Below are 16,758 nucleotides of genomic sequence, written 5' to 3'. Positions count from 1 at the left end.
ATTACTTATTTAACAGCGCTTTGGCATCTTGGTAGGATTTTTCATCGGCCTGTATGTGTTCAAGGTAATGTGCGAATCGTCCTGAGGATGACTTATAAAGTGGCTTTCTAACCTGCCATACACTCGCTGTACTTACAGTGCCAGATTTATTATGAAATCGCTGTGCTTCATCAGTATATTCAAGTCCTAGAAAGCTAAACAGCTGTTCTAAAATCTGCTCGGGTGAGCAAACGAGCTGATCGTAATTCAGGGTAAAAATATCATTACTGAAACACGACTGCCAATGTGACTTAATACGTTGCTGCTGCTCATAGTGATGTAGAGTATCACCTAGGGATACAGCATAGTTTAAGCTCGGACCCAAATGCTGGAAAAAAGCTGACAAGCTATTGTCTTTAATATCTCGCTCTGTCCAGATAATCTTAGCTTTTGGATAGAGCTGCTTGATAATGTCTAAGTAGAGGTAATTTTCAGGGCGTTTATCTGTTACATAAAGCGCACCTTCAGCTCTTAAAGTTAATTGTTCTTTATAACCATCAATAAATTCAGGCTCTTTAGCCTTATTAACAAGTGCCTTTTCATCGCCAATCAAATTGAATAACGATGAATGTAAATAGGCAATTTCACCACCTGCCGCTATTTGCTCGTTAGAGCTGATGATTTGTTCAATTAGTGTTGAGCCAGAACGAAACATACCACAAATTATAATGGGTGTTATTGAACTATTCGCTTCTTGCAGAGCAATATTACGCGCTAAGGTGTAGTCAGTAATCTTCTCAGCAGATTGGCGATCATAGGCTGGTAAATACTTTTTATTGTATTGATTAGCCTTTACATAATAATGCCAAGCTTTCTGATAGTTTTTACAATCATTAAATACTTTACCAAGTGCATAATAAACATCAGCATACGCTATATCATCTGACTCTCGCTTTAAAATGGCTAAGCTTGCTTGTTCATAGTCAATTGCATCACGCTCAGTGAAGGTTTCAATATCGGCCAATCTTGCTTGAGCCATCGCATTAAATGCATCTATTTTTAAAACCTGTTGAAAGCCTTTTTTCGCTTTCTCTTTATCACCAAGCTGTTCGTAAATATTTGCCAATGAAAAGTGAGCTTGAAGATTATTTGCATCATGACTAATCGCTTGTTGTAAGTAACGTACGGCATCATCGGGTTGATGTAATTGCTCATTATGCATAAAAGCAATTTCTATTAAAGCGGGTGCTTTGAACTGCTCAGATAATGTTAGAGCTTGTTCAAAGAAGCGCATCGCTGCATCATGGTTATCAAGCTTTCTTTCTATTTTTCCTAGCTGAAAGCAAATATCAGCTTGCTGCGGATTTGCTGTGTATAAAGGTAACAGCGCATTTTTCGCAATTTCGAACTCACCACAACTTAAACTTAATTGTACTAAGGTCAGTGCATAATCAAACTTTGTAGGAGCAGTTGATACCAGTTGTTGGCAATATGCAATGGCTGTTTCAGTGTCTTGTTGCTGCATAGCAACTTTGAAAAGGATCTGTAACGCTTTTTCAGCAAACTCAGTGTTATTTGATAACGGTTTTAATAACTCTATCCCTTGGCTAACTTTACCTTGTTGAAGTAAAGCAACAGCTTGGGTAAACGCGTGTTGTTCTGATGTCATTGTTTCCCCATAATAAATGCTTCCCCATAAAAAAAGCGAGCCGAAGCTCGCTTTATCATACATTAATTAATTCAAATTAGAATTTTAACGTCACGCTTGCATGGAAGTAACGACCTAAAGTGTCATAGTAACCAGCAATAGCATTTGCGTTTGTTGAAAGTGAACCACCTACCATTGGCGGCTCTTTATCAAGAATGTTATTTACACCAATAAGTACTGAAGTGTAATCATTCACCGTAAACGTGCCTTTAAGGTCAAGGTAGCTTTGTGAACCAATACCATCTTGTACAAGTGTATCAGCACCATCGTACTCGTTAACTGCACTGAAGTAACGCCATTTAGCTGTCGCTCTCCACCAGCTGCCTGTGTCATAGCTTGCGCTAAGAACATGACGCCATTCAGGTTGTGGGAAACAGCCATTATTTAGTGTATCTACACAATCATATACTTCACTTACACCAGGAATATTATCAAATTCCTTAGTCATCATGTAAGTACCGATTAGGCTTGTAGAAAGTGTACCACCGCCTACTTCGATGTCGTAGTTAGCACTTAAGTCGATACCTTCATAGTGAATTTTACCTAAATTAGTATTTGTCGCTACAACTTGGCCTGAACCAATCCAAAGACTAGCACTTCCCGGTGTACGTTGTACGTTATCACAGAAAACTGCTTGGCCAGTTTTACCACATTGCTCAACAATTAGTTCAGGATCAATTGCGCCAATTGCATCTTCAAGTTCGATATCCCAATAATCGATTGAGAAGTTAAAATCTTCAAATGGGTTACCAACAACACCAAGAGTGATTGTATCAGCAATTTCAGGACGAAGCTCAGGGTTACCACCAAAGAAACCATTGTATTGGTCAGCAGGGCTCTTACCTACGCTACCATATTGAGATGCAGGAACACCTGTATTAGCACACTCTGCTTGGCTAAGAGATGGTGTTGCACCTGCACAAGGATCGGTACCTGGCCATAAACCTGTGCTTTGTTGTGCGAATAGCTCACCGTTGTTCGCTGCACGTACTGCACGGTTATAGCTTGAACGGATTTTCCAGTTTTCAGTTACGTCCCAGTTCATTGCTACTTTATAAGTAGGCTCTGAACCTGATGTGCTGTAATCAGACCAACGATAGCCTAATTCAACTAATAAGCTTTCAACACCTGTGATACCTTCAACGATAGGTAAGCTTAACTCACCGAATACTTCAGTTACGTCATATTCACCGTTTAAACTCTTAGTTGTACCACCTTGACCTAGTAATAAGCCTTGCGCGTAAACTTCATCCGCAGTACGGCTGAACGTTTCTTCACGGTATTCAGCACCAAATACTGCCGCAATTGGGTAATCTGAAGAAGGTAGACCCCATTCAAATTCACCAGTAACGAAACCATTCACGATAAACTGCTCTGTAACACCGTTAAGAATCGCAGTACCAGTTAATGCACCAGCTGACTCAGGAGTAACGCCTTGGTACGTGAATACTTCGTAAGGGATACAACCAGAAGTTGCTGAACAGTCTTCACCATTTGCAGAAAGCGCAGTGCTGATACGTGGACCGAAGAAGTCATTTTCGTATGCAGAAGATGAAGACGTTGAACCATACTGTACGAATGCTTCGTATGACCAAAGGTCGCTTAGCTCACCTCGGCTACCAAGTACTAAACGGAATGAGTTATGTTCAAGGCTATCTGCACGTGGGCCACCTTCAACGTTACGTTTACCGATGTAAGTTGCAAATTGGTCACCTGAAGTTAAACCGAAACGGTCAGTTAAGTTTTGACGCTGCGCATCTGTAAGAAGCGGGCTATCATAATCAATAACGTAGTTTTCGTTGAAGAACGTACCAGACTCAGCGATTTGCGCTGTAGTACGGTCACGCATGTACATCGCTTCCATGAACGGTTGGAAGTGATCATTAATTTCGTATTTAGAGAATAAACCTAACGTGTGACGCTCATTAGGACGCATGAAGTGGTTAATTGGAGCGTAGTTATATACGTTACCACTTGAAGGAATGAAGCTGCTATCAGAGCCAAGTGTCCAATAATCGTAATCATCCCAATCGAATGCACCGCTGTCTGTAGGCGCAGAGATATAGAAGTTAGGAATAACTGCGTTACCAGAACCACCACACGCTGTACCTGCAGCATTTAAAGCACATGAAGAATAGTCACGAGCACCTTGGCGAAGTTCATTTTGCTTTTGGTAAGTGAAATAACCAACAGCGTGGCCTTTACCGCTATCGAAAGAGCCACCTAATGTAGCTGAGAAGTCAAAAGAAGAACCATCAAAACCTGAGCTACCTTCTGGGTAGTCAAAGTCACGTTCATCCATTAAACCTTGGATGTATTCATTATCATTGTCGTGTTGATATGCAGTTGAACCTAGGCTTACTTCAAAGCCTTCGAACTCATCATTCATTACAAAGTTTACAACACCCGCTACCGCATCAGCACCGTAAGTTGAAGAACCACCACCAGTCATTACGTCAACACGTTTAATAAGTGCTGCCGGGATTTGGTTAATATCAGCAGATTGAGTGTAGATACCACCCGCTTGCATACGACGACCGTTGATAAGTACTAATGTACGCTGTGAACCCATGCCACGTAAGTCAAGAGTAGCTGTACCAGAAGCACCATTTGATTGGAACGCTGTGTTTGAAGCTTCAAGTTGTGGCAAGCTGTTCATCATGTCTTCAACACGTGTAAAACCAGCTACAGCGATTTCTTCAGCTGTTGTAACTTGTACTGGGCTTGCAGTTTCAATATCAGTACGTTTGATACGTGAACCTGTAACTTCAATACGTTCAACTTTTTCTGCTGCTTCTTCTTCAGCAGCATAAGAGTTTACAGAAAACGCAGCTGTAGAAGCTGTACCAAAAGCAAGCGCTAAGCGAACTGCTTTTGAAACTTTATTATTTAACATTTGATTCTCCCTGGACCACTATATTGTGGCTATATTTAGCATAAGCTTGTTTATTATTTGTATCGCATCAGGACTGCGACAAACAAATAATAAACAAATAAAACAAAATATCCAGCTCTTTATTTACAAATTTTTAATGAGACAGCAAAAAGTTTACTTTTACCAGTTTTAAGAGCAAAAAATAAACAAATAAGCATTTAAACTGAGCTTATTGATCATTCATCGCAATAAAGAGTCAAAAAAATGTTAAAAATCTTAAAAAAGCCGTATCTGACGGTCACTTAGTGACGAAACTTTAGTACCCAAATCAACAACTATCATTTCAGCTATTGGCAACAATTGCTTATTTACATAAGTGCCATAATCATAATTATGGTCACCAGTGTAGTACTCAGCGCCGTTAGCGGTGTAAACATATTCAATTATTTGACCACGTTGAAACGTTAAGTTGGGATTGTCAGCTAAATACTGTTTCGCTGCTTTTACATGGGGAGGGATGTTTTTTTGGTAATCAGTCAAATGCTGACCCAGTCGCTTACGATAAATTAGCTTTGAATCAAATTCACCTTCATATAGTTTTTTAACATAGTTATCAAACGCTTGAAAAATAAATTCTTGGGTGTAATTTTCAGAAAATAAAATCTCAAATAATTCTGTTTGAAACTTGTGGGCGAGCTCTGTCCAATCACTTCTAACTGTTTCCATCCCTTTAAAGACTAATTTTGAAACGCCTTTTTTTTCGACTTTTCCTACATAACGCTTTTTAGAGCCCATTGTTTTACCTCTAATTGTTGGCATAAAAAATGGACTGAAGTGGGTTTCGTACTCTATTTCTAAAAAGCTGTCTATTTTATAATCTTCCTGCAATACACGCTGCCAGCATTTGTTTATTTTTTCTGCCAGTTTCGTACCGATTTCATTACAGTCTAGTGGATTTAGATCATCATCAAGCTTAACAAAGGTCGAATCTGTATCACCATAAATGACATCATAGCCCCACTCTTCAATCCAACGCTTGGTTGTTTGCATAATTTCATGACCGCGCAAAGTGATAGAACTAGATAATCGAGGGTCATAAAAGCGGCAGCCTTTCGAGCCAAGTACACCATATAAACTGTTCATGATGATTTTAATTGCCTGAGAGAGCATGGTTTGGTTTTTATCTTTGGCTATTTGCCTTGTCGCAGCCAGTCCTCTAATAAGTTCTGGCAGATGATGCTCAGTGCGTGAAAACAGTGCTTGGTTAAAGCCTTCGATTGTATCATTTGATTTTTTTAATCCCTCAATAAGGCCGAGAGGGTCTATACAAAATGTACGCATTATTGATGGATAGAGGCTTTTGTAATCAAGCACTAGGATATTTTTGTATAAACCTGGCTGCGATGACATGACATAACCACCAGGGCTATCAAAACTTAAGCCATGATCGCCTAAGTTAGGGGCTACATAGCCACTTCTATGCAGTAACGGCAGATAAAGATTACTGAAGGCTGCAACTGAGCCGCCCATTCGTTCTAATTCAAGCCCTGTAAGCTGGCTTCTTACAACTGCAAAATCAAGTAACTTAAGTTTCTCAAAAATCCGCATCACTAAAATGCAATCTTGCCTGTTGTAATTAGCAAGAGACAGTTTGTCTTCATTAAACTGGCGAATAATTTCTTCAAGACGATTATCTGTATTTATTAGCTTCTCTTCGCCAAGCTCAATACTCGCTACATTTGCAAGACTAAAACTATCGTAATGATAAGTAGCGTTTTTTAAGGTATCAATTCCATCAATAACTACACGACCAGGCATTGTTATGCGAGTAATATTTCCCGAGCGCACGCGCATTTTTTCTTTGTTGCGACCAAGCTTTAGAGATATACCTAACGCCTCGGCTCTTGCGTGAAGCACACTGAAGTCAAACTCAATAACATTCCAACCAATCAATACATCAGGGTCAATTCGCTGAATTTCATTTTCAAACTGAGTAAGAAGATCTATTTCATCTTCACACCAGTTGATTTGATAATCTAGATGAGTCGTTGGCTCTGGGCGCCCTATCATTAAGACTTTATCAATACCGTTTCCGACTAAACCAATAGAAAATAGTACGCCTTCGCCATTACACTCGATATCAATAGAAACATGTTTGAAGAAAGGTCTAAATTCATTGTTTGGTTTTAATCTTGCGTTCTTTAACAGTCGAAAACCACTTCGTGTTTGAATTTCACCTTTTACCCATACAGAGCCTTTAATGAAACGCTCCATCAAAAATCTGTCAATTGGCCTAACATCATCTTCAAAAGTGATTAGTTGTGAACTTTTTAAAACCTTAATGGCGCTGTAGTAATCTTTTAACGATTTAAAATAACAGCATATCACCGACTGATTTTGGAAATTTTTTAGTTTGGCATCAGCAAAACGAGCATGAATGTTTTGATTTTGTAATAGTCGCTTTGCAGCAGTTACTTGGTTTTCAGGAATGAAAAATAACACCTCTTGGTGCTCAACCTGTACTTTTAATGGGCCATTTTCACACCAGAGCCAAAACACAAAACTAACCCCTGATGAACTATCAAACGCTTCTTTAGAAAGGATAAAACCTGTATCTGTAACCATTTACTTCAAAAATCTATTACGGAAGGGGTATAGTACACCCTAACTACATAAAATTATAAGAGCCAATTATGAGCCCAATTGATGCGATTAATAACGCAAAGACACTCGTTGCTACTGAACCACATAAAGCTAAAGTTATGTTGTTAGAAGTACTCAATGAACATCCAGAATATCACGATGGCTGGGCTTTACTTGCTGATACTCACAAACGACTGCAAGAGCATGAACAACAGCATAGTGCACTCAAACAATATGAAATGATTTATTGGTTTAATAAACAATTAGACACTGCGAAGCAACAATTAACCAATCAAACCCCTCTGCAAGCACAGCAAACCATTCAGCAATTATTAAAATTAGTACCAAATGAATATAGAGCACTTGATACGCTGGCTGAGATCGCATTTAAAGTGGGTGATAGCAAAGCTTACTTTGCAATATCAAAACTTAACCTTGAAAACAACGCACAAAAACAAACTGTTAAAGAAAGCTACTGTAAAGCCTTACTCAATACCAAGCAATTTGATGAGTTAATCTCTTTTTACCACTCGTCGATATCTTCACCGACATTATACATAGAGAGCTTATTAGCGATCGCTCATGTAAAACTAATGCAATTTGATGAAGCAACAGCCCTCTATAACAAGTTACTCGATGCAAATTATTACCCAGCCCAATGCCACCTTCGCCTTGGCAACATAGAAAAAATAAAAGGTAATACTGGGCTTGCTATTGATCATTACAAACAAGCACTACAACTAGATAGTAAACTAGGCGAAGCCTATTGGAATTTGGCAAATTTAAAGACATACGTTTTTGACAGCGAAAATATCAATAACCTCGAGCAGCTCACACAAACTGCTAAACCACACCTAAATAGTGCCCAATTCTATTTTGCGCTCGCAAAGGCATATGAACAACAAGGTAACTTCAGCTTATCATTTGCGATGTTAGAAAAAGCAAACAATATTCAAAAGTCACTAACTCCCTACAAGCCGAGTAATTTCACTTCTCGTTGTACGCAACATTTAACTCAAAAGCCAATGGCTCATAATGCATTGGATGAGTCGTTACAGCTGATTTTTATCGTCAGCTTACCCCGCAGTGGCTCTACCTTGGTTGAGCAAATTTTAGCAAGTCACCCTGATGTTGATGCAAGTTATGAATTAACAGAAATTAACGCAATTGCGCGAGAGCTTGAGAGTAAAAAACTCTCAGATGTACCTTATGGCCTTGATAATCTTTCAGAACAAGATAAGGCTCATTATGCCGCAAGGTATTTGAATTTTATTGCGCCATTACGTGGGGGAAATAAGATATTTATCGATAAACAACCCACAAACTTCCATCATATTGCATTGATAAAAACCCTATTCCCGAACGCTAAAATACTCGAAGTTACGCGAGATAAAGCCGCAACAGCATGGAGTTTATACAAACACTCTTTTTCAGAGGGCCACGCCTATAGCTACGATTTCACATCCCTTGCACAATACATAAATGATTATACAGACTTAATGTCACACTGGGACACGCTATATGCTGGCGAAATTTATACAGTCGATTATCAAAACCTAGTTAATGATTTTTCCAATACGGTGGCTGAATTACTACGTCATTGCAATTTAGAGATGCATGAAAACTGTATTAATTTTTATAATCACCAACGTCCAATAATGACGCCAAGTTCTGAACAAGTAAGGCAACCGATTTACAAAGATGCTCTGACTCAGTGGTCAAACTACAAGGTTCACCTCGAGCCCCTGTTAAAGCTATTAAAATAATAATCAACAAGTCGCTTGTAGTTGCCCAGTTAAATCTCTAAAATTCATTACTGTAATTATATACATACTTTAGGTTTTCTGGGCATGCTTTCTGACTCTTTAAAAAAAACAATTCGGCAAATTCATAAGCATGTTGCTGATAACCTCACCGATTACCGCCCTCGAAGCAGTCAAAACTATTTAGTTGCCGAGATAGCAAAAACATTGGCTGGCGAATATCACAAGAGCCAACGAATTTGTGTTATTGAAGCAGGCACCGGGACCGGTAAGTCGCTAGCGTATTGTCTAGGGGCATTGCCTTTAGCGATGGCCAAGAAAAAGAAATTAGTGATTTCGACGGCAACCGTTGCTCTACAAGAACAGTTAATTAGTAAGGAGCTGCCTTTTTTTAAAGAGCACTCTGGCCTCGACATCAAGTTTGATTTAGTGAAAGGTCGACAGCGTTATATCTGTGCACAAAAACTGAGTGCCGCCGTCAATGGCGACAGTCAAACGCAAATGGAGTTTATGCCGACCCTATCATCGCCCCTTTCAGATATGGAAACCAAATGCTTAAAGCAACTTTATGATGCTTATTCAAAAAAGCAATGGCAAGGCGACCGCGATAGCTGGGCTGATACAATTCCTGATAAAGTGTGGAATTTAATTGCTTGTGATAAGCATTCATGCCAACGACAAATGCGCGCTCATCAGCTCTGCCCTTTTCATATGGCACGTCAGCGTCTGATGCAAATGGATGTGCTAGTGATCAACCATTCTCTATTACTGGCTGATCTTGATTTGGGTGGCGGTAAGATTCTACCTGAACCTGACGATACGATTTATGTTATCGATGAAGCACACCATTTAGCGCACATCACCCGCGACTTCTCTTCTGCCGCAGCAACCATTAAAGGCACCATAGACTGGCTCGACAAGCTGGTTAAATTTGCCGGCAAAATGGCCAATGTGCTCGTAGGTCAAAAAGCGATTGGGCAAAATTTTAAGCTCAGTGACAGTATCAATGATGCCGGTAAAAATTTAAAAGTAGTGCGTGATATTCTTGATAACGCAGACTTTAATTATAACAGTGATGACACCTATCGTTTTGAACATGGTGAAATCCCAGCATCTTTACATGCCAAAGCAAAAGATATTAGCGATGCCACCCTTGATGCCCTAAGAGCACTCAACAAGATGCACGATACCTTAGTGCAAGACGTAAGTGATGGCGATGTAAAACCTTATGTGGCCGATCCAATCTTGGCTGAAAGTGGTCAGTACATTAATCGTCTAGAGTTATTAAACAAGCTGTGGTTTAGTTACGCCACAAAAGGCGAAGGTATTCCCCATGCGCGCTGGATCAAACGCTTAGAATATAAGAACCATCACGACCATTTACTTAGTGATTGCCCTATTGAAGTTGGCTATTACCTTAAAGATAAATTATGGAATCAATGTGCGGGTGCCGTGCTTTGTTCAGCCACCTTAACTGCATTGGGTTCATTTGATCACTTTGCTTATGAATGCGGTCTTGCCAAAGAAGAAGGCGTAAAATACATAAAAGTCCCTTCTCCATTTGATTACCCTAAACAAGCGACGCTGCATATTCCTGCAAGTCATATTGAGCCAACCGATAAAGCGTTTAGTGATCACTTAGCTGAGCAATTGCCCAAATTCCTTGATGATAAAAAAGCAAATTTAGTGTTATTTGCCTCTTATTGGCAGATGGATCATGTTGTTAAAGCATTACGTAGCAAAGGAATTGAGGTCTTAGTGCAAGGAGAAATGTCTCGTGAAGCCCTGCTTAAAAAACATAAAGCCAATGTGGATTTAGGCCGTGCTAGCTATTTATTTGGCACTCAAAGTTTATCTGAGGGTCTTGATTTACCAGGTAAATACTTAGAAAACCTAGTAATTACAAAAATTCCATTTGCGGTGCCTACCTCACCAATAGAAGAAGCGCAGGCCGAGTTTGTGCAAAGTAAAGGTGGCAACCCGTTTCTTTCGATAACCGTACCTGATGCGGCAAAGAAATTAGTACAAAGCTGTGGTAGACTGCTGCGCAAAGAAAATGATCAGGGTCGCATTACTATCCTTGATCGCCGACTAGTGACCAAGCGATATGGCAAAGCCATGCTCGATACCTTGCCACCTTTTAAAAGACAAATTGATTATTAATGTTTGAATTAGCTTTAGACCCAACAACCTGGGCACTATTATGTGCAGTTGCACTAGCAGCCGGCTTTATTGACGCAATTGCAGGCGGCGGTGGCATGTTAACGGTACCTGCACTATTAACCGCAGGTTTGCCGCCTCACCTCACATTAGGTACCAATAAACTTGCAGCAAGTTTTGGTTCATTGACAGCCAGCGTAACGTATTTTCGTAAAAAGTTGTTCAACCCACGGTTTTGGGCTGCGTCCATTTTAGCAACAGCCATTGGGGCGCTCGTAGGTACTTTAGTGGTAGATTACTTAAGTATTGAATTTTTAAATAAATTACTACCGGTGGTGATTATTTTAGTCGCTTGTTACAGCTTATTTGGCAGTTTAAGTACAACTGAGCATAACGAGTTACCAGAGCTTGATAGTAAAACTAAAGTTAAACAGTGGCTGCAAGGGCTTGGACTTGGGTTTTTTGATGGTTTAGCAGGCCCCGGCACTGGCACATTTTGGACCGCATCAAATAGCCTTTTATATAAAATGAGCTTATTGCTTAACTGTGGTCTTGCCCGCTCAATGAATTTTGTTTCAAACTTTATTTCATTGATCACTTTCGTTGCACTTGGCCATGTAAACTTTCTACTTGGTATCACAATGGGTTTTTTCTTGATGCTTGGAGCATGGTTAGGAGCACATTCTGCAATAAAGTTTGGTAGTAAAATGATCCGCCCAGTGTTTAACACTGTGGTTATAGTGTTAGCATTAAAGTTAATCTATGAGGCTTATTTATAAATGCAATCGACTGCTTTTGATAAACTACGTTCACAAATTGAAAGGCTCAAACAATTAGCCACACAATTTGATAAGGGTAATTTATTTGCTAAAAATCGCTATATGCAAGCCCAGCCAAGTTTGTTTGATAAAGCCGTGTTTAGTACGAAAAGTATGATGCTGGCTGACTATGTAACCGAAATCGAAGATGAGCTTAACAGCCTGCCGCCAGCTGAGCATCGCCATGCTTATCAATATGCGCTTGAGCGTATTGCCATTCAAGTCGAAGCGGTATTCAATGTAATCAAATCAACCCCAGTATGGGCTAAAGAAAATAAATACAGCTTTAAGCCGAAAGCTAAGCCACAAGTTTATAAGCAAGCAGTAAAAAAAATCATGCAGTCATCCCATGAACTGTATGACGAACTAAAACAAACCCATGAGTTTGAACGCCGCTTAGTTTTGATGATCGAAGAGCGAAAACTTAAGCTCGACGCTGCAAATGCACAGCAAGCAACCGAAATTAATAAAGAAATATTAGCTTTACATGCAAGACTTGGCCGTTGTCGAAAGGCTATTTCAGCCACTGAAGACAAAATTCAGCAAGTCGAAAAGCAACAGCTGAGATAATGTTTTACTATCATCCAAATTATTCAGCGTTAACTTTACCCGAGCGTCACCGCTTTCCCATTGATAAATACCGCATGTTAAAACAGCTTGTTAGCAACTTTATTGATGAGCAGCATTTTATTACCCCACAACAAGCCACTAGAGCGCAGCTTGCTCTGTGCCATAACCCCGAGTATATCGACGCTTTTTTAACTGGTAGCCTTGATAGCAAAGCAATTAAAAAAATGGGCTTTCCTTGGTCCACTGAGTTGGTTGAGCGAACACTTTACTCTGTTGGCGCAAGTATTCAAGGCGCTGAGTTTGCTTTGCAACAGGGTGCTGCTTTTAACCTAAGTGGTGGTTATCATCATGCTTTTACGAGCTATGGTAGTGGTTTTTGTATTTTTAATGACTTAGCGATAGCCGCAGCACACTTAATTAATACCGAGCAAGCCGACACCGTATTAATTTTTGACTGTGACGTCCACCAAGGGGATGGCACAGCCGAAGTTACACAAGCACATCCTCAAATCATTAGCTGCTCAATTCATTGTCAGCAAAACTTCCCGCGTATTAAACAGCAATCAAACTACGATTTTGCGTTAGAGCATGGCACTTCAGATACTGAATACCTTGAAACAGTAAAACAAGCTTTAGCCTTAACAATTAGACTCCACCAGCCAGATATCATTTTGTATAACGCCGGCGCAGACATCGCAACAGATGACGAATTAGGACACTTTCAAGTGAGTTTAGAAGGCGTGTATCAGCGTGACCATTTTGTATTAAACCAAGCCAAGGAAGCAAAAATCCCAGTGTTTTCAGCCATGGGCGGTGGCTACCAACGAAATGTAAGCCGTTTGGTTGAAGTTCATAGCCAGCTTTATAGGGCAGCTGTCGATTTATTTTAAAGCTTGGTATACACTAAAAGTGACTTTTAAATAAGGCTAACTTTGTATGAAATTGCATGACGACATTCATAATTACTATGAAAAATTGGTTGTCGAAGACATCTCAAAACGAAACTTAGAAGCGACCTATAGTGATGATGTTATGGCAGATTTATGCTGCACAGTATTAAATCAACTGCCTGCTCGTTACATTCGCTACGATGTCGATATGGAATTTTATTTACCGCAAAAAGAACGTATTAGAATGGAGCAACAAGTGCAAACAGCTATTGATGTAGCGATCAGCCAAGTCGCTAAGAAAAAGGAATTGCAAAAATGAGCAGTGAGTTAGAAGGTGCGCCTAACTATATTAAAATTGCTGTTGACCTTATTATGCTATTAGAGCAAAACGATGTCCCCGCCGAAGATGTATTAGCAGCTTTAGAAATCGTTAAGTCTGATTTCGAAAAGAAACTTCCAAAATCAACCGATTAATAGTCCGAAAATGGCGAGTATTAGAGCAGAAATTTGTTATGCTCAGGTTTTATAATTCAAGAATGTAAAACCATGTCATTGCCAAGTTTATTACGCTTATTCATCCTTGCTGCTATTTGGGGCGCTTCCTTCTTATTTATGCGCATGGCAGCGAATAGCTTAGGCCCTGCAGTATTAATTGAGTTAAGAGTTGGCTTTGCTGCAATTACACTGTTTATTTTTGCGATGTACTTACGAAAGCAACTCGCTTTCACGACCCACAAAAAGCATTTTTTCATTATTGGCGCACTTAATTCCGCCCTTCCCTTTTTATTGTTTGCCTATGCAGCGCAAACAATTAATGCCTCAACCTTATCCATATTAAATTCAACGACCCCTATTTGGGGTGCCATCGTTGGTATTGTATGGAGTAAAACGAAACCCACCAAAAGTATGTTACTTGGCTTGCTATTAGGTTTAACTGGCGTAGCCATTTTAGTAGGGCAAAATAGCCTGATTATCGACACGCAAGCAATCACAGCAATTGTAGCTGCATTGTGTGCCTCGCTCAGCTATGCCATTGCATCTCATTACACAAAACATGCACCTAAGTTATCTGCTTTTGATAATGCCCATGGCAGTATGTGGGCGGCAAGTATTATGGTTCTACCACTTATTTTTGTTATTCCTGCCAGAGAAATTCCAAGTAATGAGGTGATGCTTGGTGTGGTGGCACTCGGTGTGCTATGTACTGCGGTGGCATATATCTTGTTCTTCCGTTTGATTGATGACATTGGCCCAACCTCAGCGCTGACTGTTACTTTTTTAATTCCATTATTTGGCATTGTTTGGGGCAATTTAATTTTAGATGAGCAAATTGGACCTAATACCTTGGTTGGCGCATTGTGTGTTATCGCGGGTACCATGCTGGTCACCGGCTTTATTCGTATCAAGCCATTTTTAAAACGAAACACCTTGTAACAGAATCACCTTTGCAATTAAAAAATCAGGCTATAATCTATACATAATTTTTAAATAATAAGGAGAGTGCTATGTCAGGGACAACCATGGTGGTATTGATTGTCTTGATTTCTGTGGGTTCAGGTGTGATTTATGATATGTATAAAAAACATTTAGAGTTTAAATCTCGAACATTAAAAGACAGCAAAGAAGCGAACGAACATGTCGCTGCAGTAACAAAAGAGCTTGTAGAGCTAAAAGAGCGTGTGCAAACGCTCGAAGCCATCGTTACTGATTCAAGCTACAGCGTAAAACAAGAAATTAATAAACTCTAATTAAGTTAGCTCTTATTAAGTTAATAATGCACTGTATTGTTCAAGCACAGGCTGATAGTAATCGGCGTCTTGATTTAACATACGTTGGTAATGAGCACATAACTGCTTTAGATAAGCTTGGTGCTCTTTACTTGTTAGCTGCCACATTTGCTGGCCAACTCGAGTGATCGACTGCGAAGAAGACGCACTCATGGCAATAACTTCATAAAATCGTTTGTTTTCACACACCAACTGCTCAGATACGAGCCCCAATGGCAGTGTCTGCAAATAGCTGCGAACTTGATAACTGTGATGTACAGGGCAAACAATAAAGTCGATATGCGTATTTGGCTGTTGACTAACAATCTGCGCTAAAAATCGCACTAATAACTCACCTCCCACCCCCGCAATAATAACAAGGTGACGCTTTTTAGGATCTGGTGAAATCATTGCCACATCTTGGCAATGTACCTGCCAACGGCCGCGTTGCTCACTTGTGGCAAAACGTTCGAGTTTATCACTTAGTACCTGCATCAGCTCAGGCACAATATCAACGAAATGTATAAACTGGGCTTTATTTTGCTGTAATAGCTCAATCCCTAACAAACCGTGATCGCAGCAACAATCCCAGATTTCGTCATACCCAGAATCAACTACATCAACAATGGCTGAAAGTCGTTTACTCAGTGCCATTAGTTTGCTGTTTTATAGACTAACGCTTTTAAGCTGCGATCACTGTCAACCTCAATAAAGCCATCAGTAGGAGCTAGTCGCTCAACAAAACTAATTGCTCCTTGTGTATGATCGCTAATGAGATCTTTAAACGCCTGCTCAGATAGCTCAGGGCTATTTGCACACAGTAACAACTGGGTGTTTTCATTTAGCAGCTCAGGTAAACGACGTAGGATTTTTTGATAATCCTTGGTCAATATAAAACTGCCTTTTTGAAAACTCGGCGGGTCTACGATGATCAATTCATACGGTGCTGATTTTTTAAGCTTACCGAATGATTTTAGAATATCGTGCGGAAAATAACTAACACCTTGATCAAAACCATTTAGCTGATGATTTTGTTTACCTGTTCGCAGCACCCCTTTATTCATGTCCATATTAATAACTTGGTCTGCCCCCCCCTGCATTGCTGCAACAGAGAAGCCACACGTGTATGAAAATAAGTTGAGCACTTTTGCATTTTTACTATTAGCTTGAACAAACTCCCGGCCACGGCGCATATCAGGGAAAATCCCAGTATTTTGGCGACTCAATAAATCGACTTTAAACTTAATACCATTTTCACTGACATGGTGCTCTTGGGGTAATTCACCATGCATAAGCGCGTTGCGGGTGTTAATGCCGCTACGTTGTTGGTAAACCAATGCACTGACAAGCGCTGGCGCATTCTCTTGCGCCCATTGCCACAGGGTATCAGTTAATTGCGCAAGTACTTGTTCATCTATTTCTTGATATGAAACTAAAAAGAGTGCTGGCGGATAAAAGTCTAAGTTTATGTGGCTCAGCTCAGCGACTGAGTGACCACGGCCATGGAATACACGACATAATTCATTAGCAGCAAGTGGCGCCTCTGCTAAAGCATTTAAAATGGCAGAAAAATCGTTTGTCATCAT

General features: G+C 40.0%; 14 protein-coding genes. 9 read left to right on the top strand and 5 right to left on the bottom strand.

The window, feature by feature from the left end; genetic code table 11:
- Position 1: 1 nt before the first annotated feature.
- The 3 genes from BIZ38_RS12185 to BIZ38_RS12175 all read right to left on the bottom strand — a co-directional run bounded on the left by BIZ38_RS12185 (position 2) and on the right by BIZ38_RS12175 (position 7,187).
- Positions 2–1,648, bottom strand: a complete 1,647-nt coding sequence (locus BIZ38_RS12185; RefSeq protein WP_187490364.1) for a tetratricopeptide repeat-containing sulfotransferase family protein — start codon at positions 1,646–1,648, stop codon at positions 2–4.
- Between the two features lie 76 nt (positions 1,649–1,724).
- Entirely contained in the window at positions 1,725–4,583 is a 2,859-nt protein-coding gene (locus BIZ38_RS12180; protein WP_166339706.1) for a TonB-dependent receptor domain-containing protein, read from the bottom strand.
- Between the two features lie 255 nt (positions 4,584–4,838).
- Positions 4,839–7,187, bottom strand: coding sequence for a DNA polymerase II (locus tag BIZ38_RS12175; protein ID WP_187490363.1), 2,349 nt, complete (start codon positions 7,185–7,187; stop codon positions 4,839–4,841).
- A gap of 68 nt (positions 7,188–7,255) precedes the next feature.
- Between BIZ38_RS12175 and BIZ38_RS12170 the strand changes: the two genes are divergently transcribed.
- The 9 genes from BIZ38_RS12170 (at position 7,256) to BIZ38_RS12130 (ending at position 15,154) form a co-directional block, all read left to right on the top strand.
- Complete coding sequence (locus BIZ38_RS12170) at positions 7,256–8,971, top strand: sulfotransferase family protein (RefSeq protein WP_187490362.1); 1,716 nt, start codon at positions 7,256–7,258, stop codon at positions 8,969–8,971.
- Between the two features lie 84 nt (positions 8,972–9,055).
- Complete coding sequence (gene dinG, locus BIZ38_RS12165; RefSeq protein ID WP_054553677.1) at positions 9,056–11,131, top strand: ATP-dependent DNA helicase DinG; 2,076 nt, start codon at positions 9,056–9,058, stop codon at positions 11,129–11,131.
- The gene (locus BIZ38_RS12160; protein WP_054553678.1) at positions 11,131–11,907 is read left to right on the top strand and encodes a TSUP family transporter; all 777 of its coding nucleotides are present in this window, start codon (positions 11,131–11,133) and stop codon (positions 11,905–11,907) included. The genes dinG and BIZ38_RS12160 overlap by 1 nt, the downstream gene beginning before the upstream one ends.
- On the top strand, positions 11,908–12,516 hold the full coding sequence (locus tag BIZ38_RS12155; RefSeq protein WP_054553679.1) for a primosomal replication protein: 609 nt from the start codon (positions 11,908–11,910) through the stop codon (positions 12,514–12,516).
- Positions 12,513–13,406, top strand: a complete 894-nt coding sequence (locus BIZ38_RS12150) for a histone deacetylase (protein ID WP_171043860.1) — start codon at positions 12,513–12,515, stop codon at positions 13,404–13,406. The genes BIZ38_RS12155 and BIZ38_RS12150 overlap by 4 nt, the downstream gene beginning before the upstream one ends.
- 46 nt (positions 13,407–13,452) lie before the next feature.
- Complete coding sequence (locus BIZ38_RS12145; RefSeq protein ID WP_138602087.1) at positions 13,453–13,725, top strand: late competence development ComFB family protein; 273 nt, start codon at positions 13,453–13,455, stop codon at positions 13,723–13,725.
- On the top strand, positions 13,722–13,880 hold the full coding sequence (locus BIZ38_RS12140) for a YbaM family protein (protein ID WP_082389283.1): 159 nt from the start codon (positions 13,722–13,724) through the stop codon (positions 13,878–13,880). Before BIZ38_RS12145 ends, BIZ38_RS12140 begins: the two co-directional genes overlap by 4 nt.
- A 72-nt stretch (positions 13,881–13,952) precedes the next feature.
- Positions 13,953–14,840 (top strand): DMT family transporter, encoded by an 888-nt coding sequence (locus BIZ38_RS12135; RefSeq protein WP_054553682.1) that lies wholly within the window; start codon positions 13,953–13,955, stop codon positions 14,838–14,840.
- Between the two features lie 71 nt (positions 14,841–14,911).
- Positions 14,912–15,154, top strand: coding sequence for a hypothetical protein (locus BIZ38_RS12130; protein WP_054553683.1), 243 nt, complete (start codon positions 14,912–14,914; stop codon positions 15,152–15,154).
- 15 nt (positions 15,155–15,169) lie between these two features.
- On the opposite strand, the gene BIZ38_RS12125 is transcribed toward BIZ38_RS12130, so the two are convergent.
- Positions 15,170–15,826, bottom strand: coding sequence for a tRNA (adenine(22)-N(1))-methyltransferase (locus tag BIZ38_RS12125; protein WP_138619516.1), 657 nt, complete (start codon positions 15,824–15,826; stop codon positions 15,170–15,172).
- On the bottom strand, positions 15,826–16,755 hold the full coding sequence (locus BIZ38_RS12120; protein WP_138619522.1) for a class I SAM-dependent methyltransferase: 930 nt from the start codon (positions 16,753–16,755) through the stop codon (positions 15,826–15,828). The genes BIZ38_RS12125 and BIZ38_RS12120 overlap by 1 nt, the downstream gene beginning before the upstream one ends.
- Positions 16,756–16,758 lie beyond the last annotated feature (3 nt).

The organism is Pseudoalteromonas sp. BZK2 (assembly GCF_014349195.1).
Classification (GTDB): Bacteria; Pseudomonadota; Gammaproteobacteria; order Enterobacterales; family Alteromonadaceae; genus Pseudoalteromonas; species Pseudoalteromonas simplex.
This window is presented reverse-complemented; position numbering and strand designations above follow the sequence as displayed.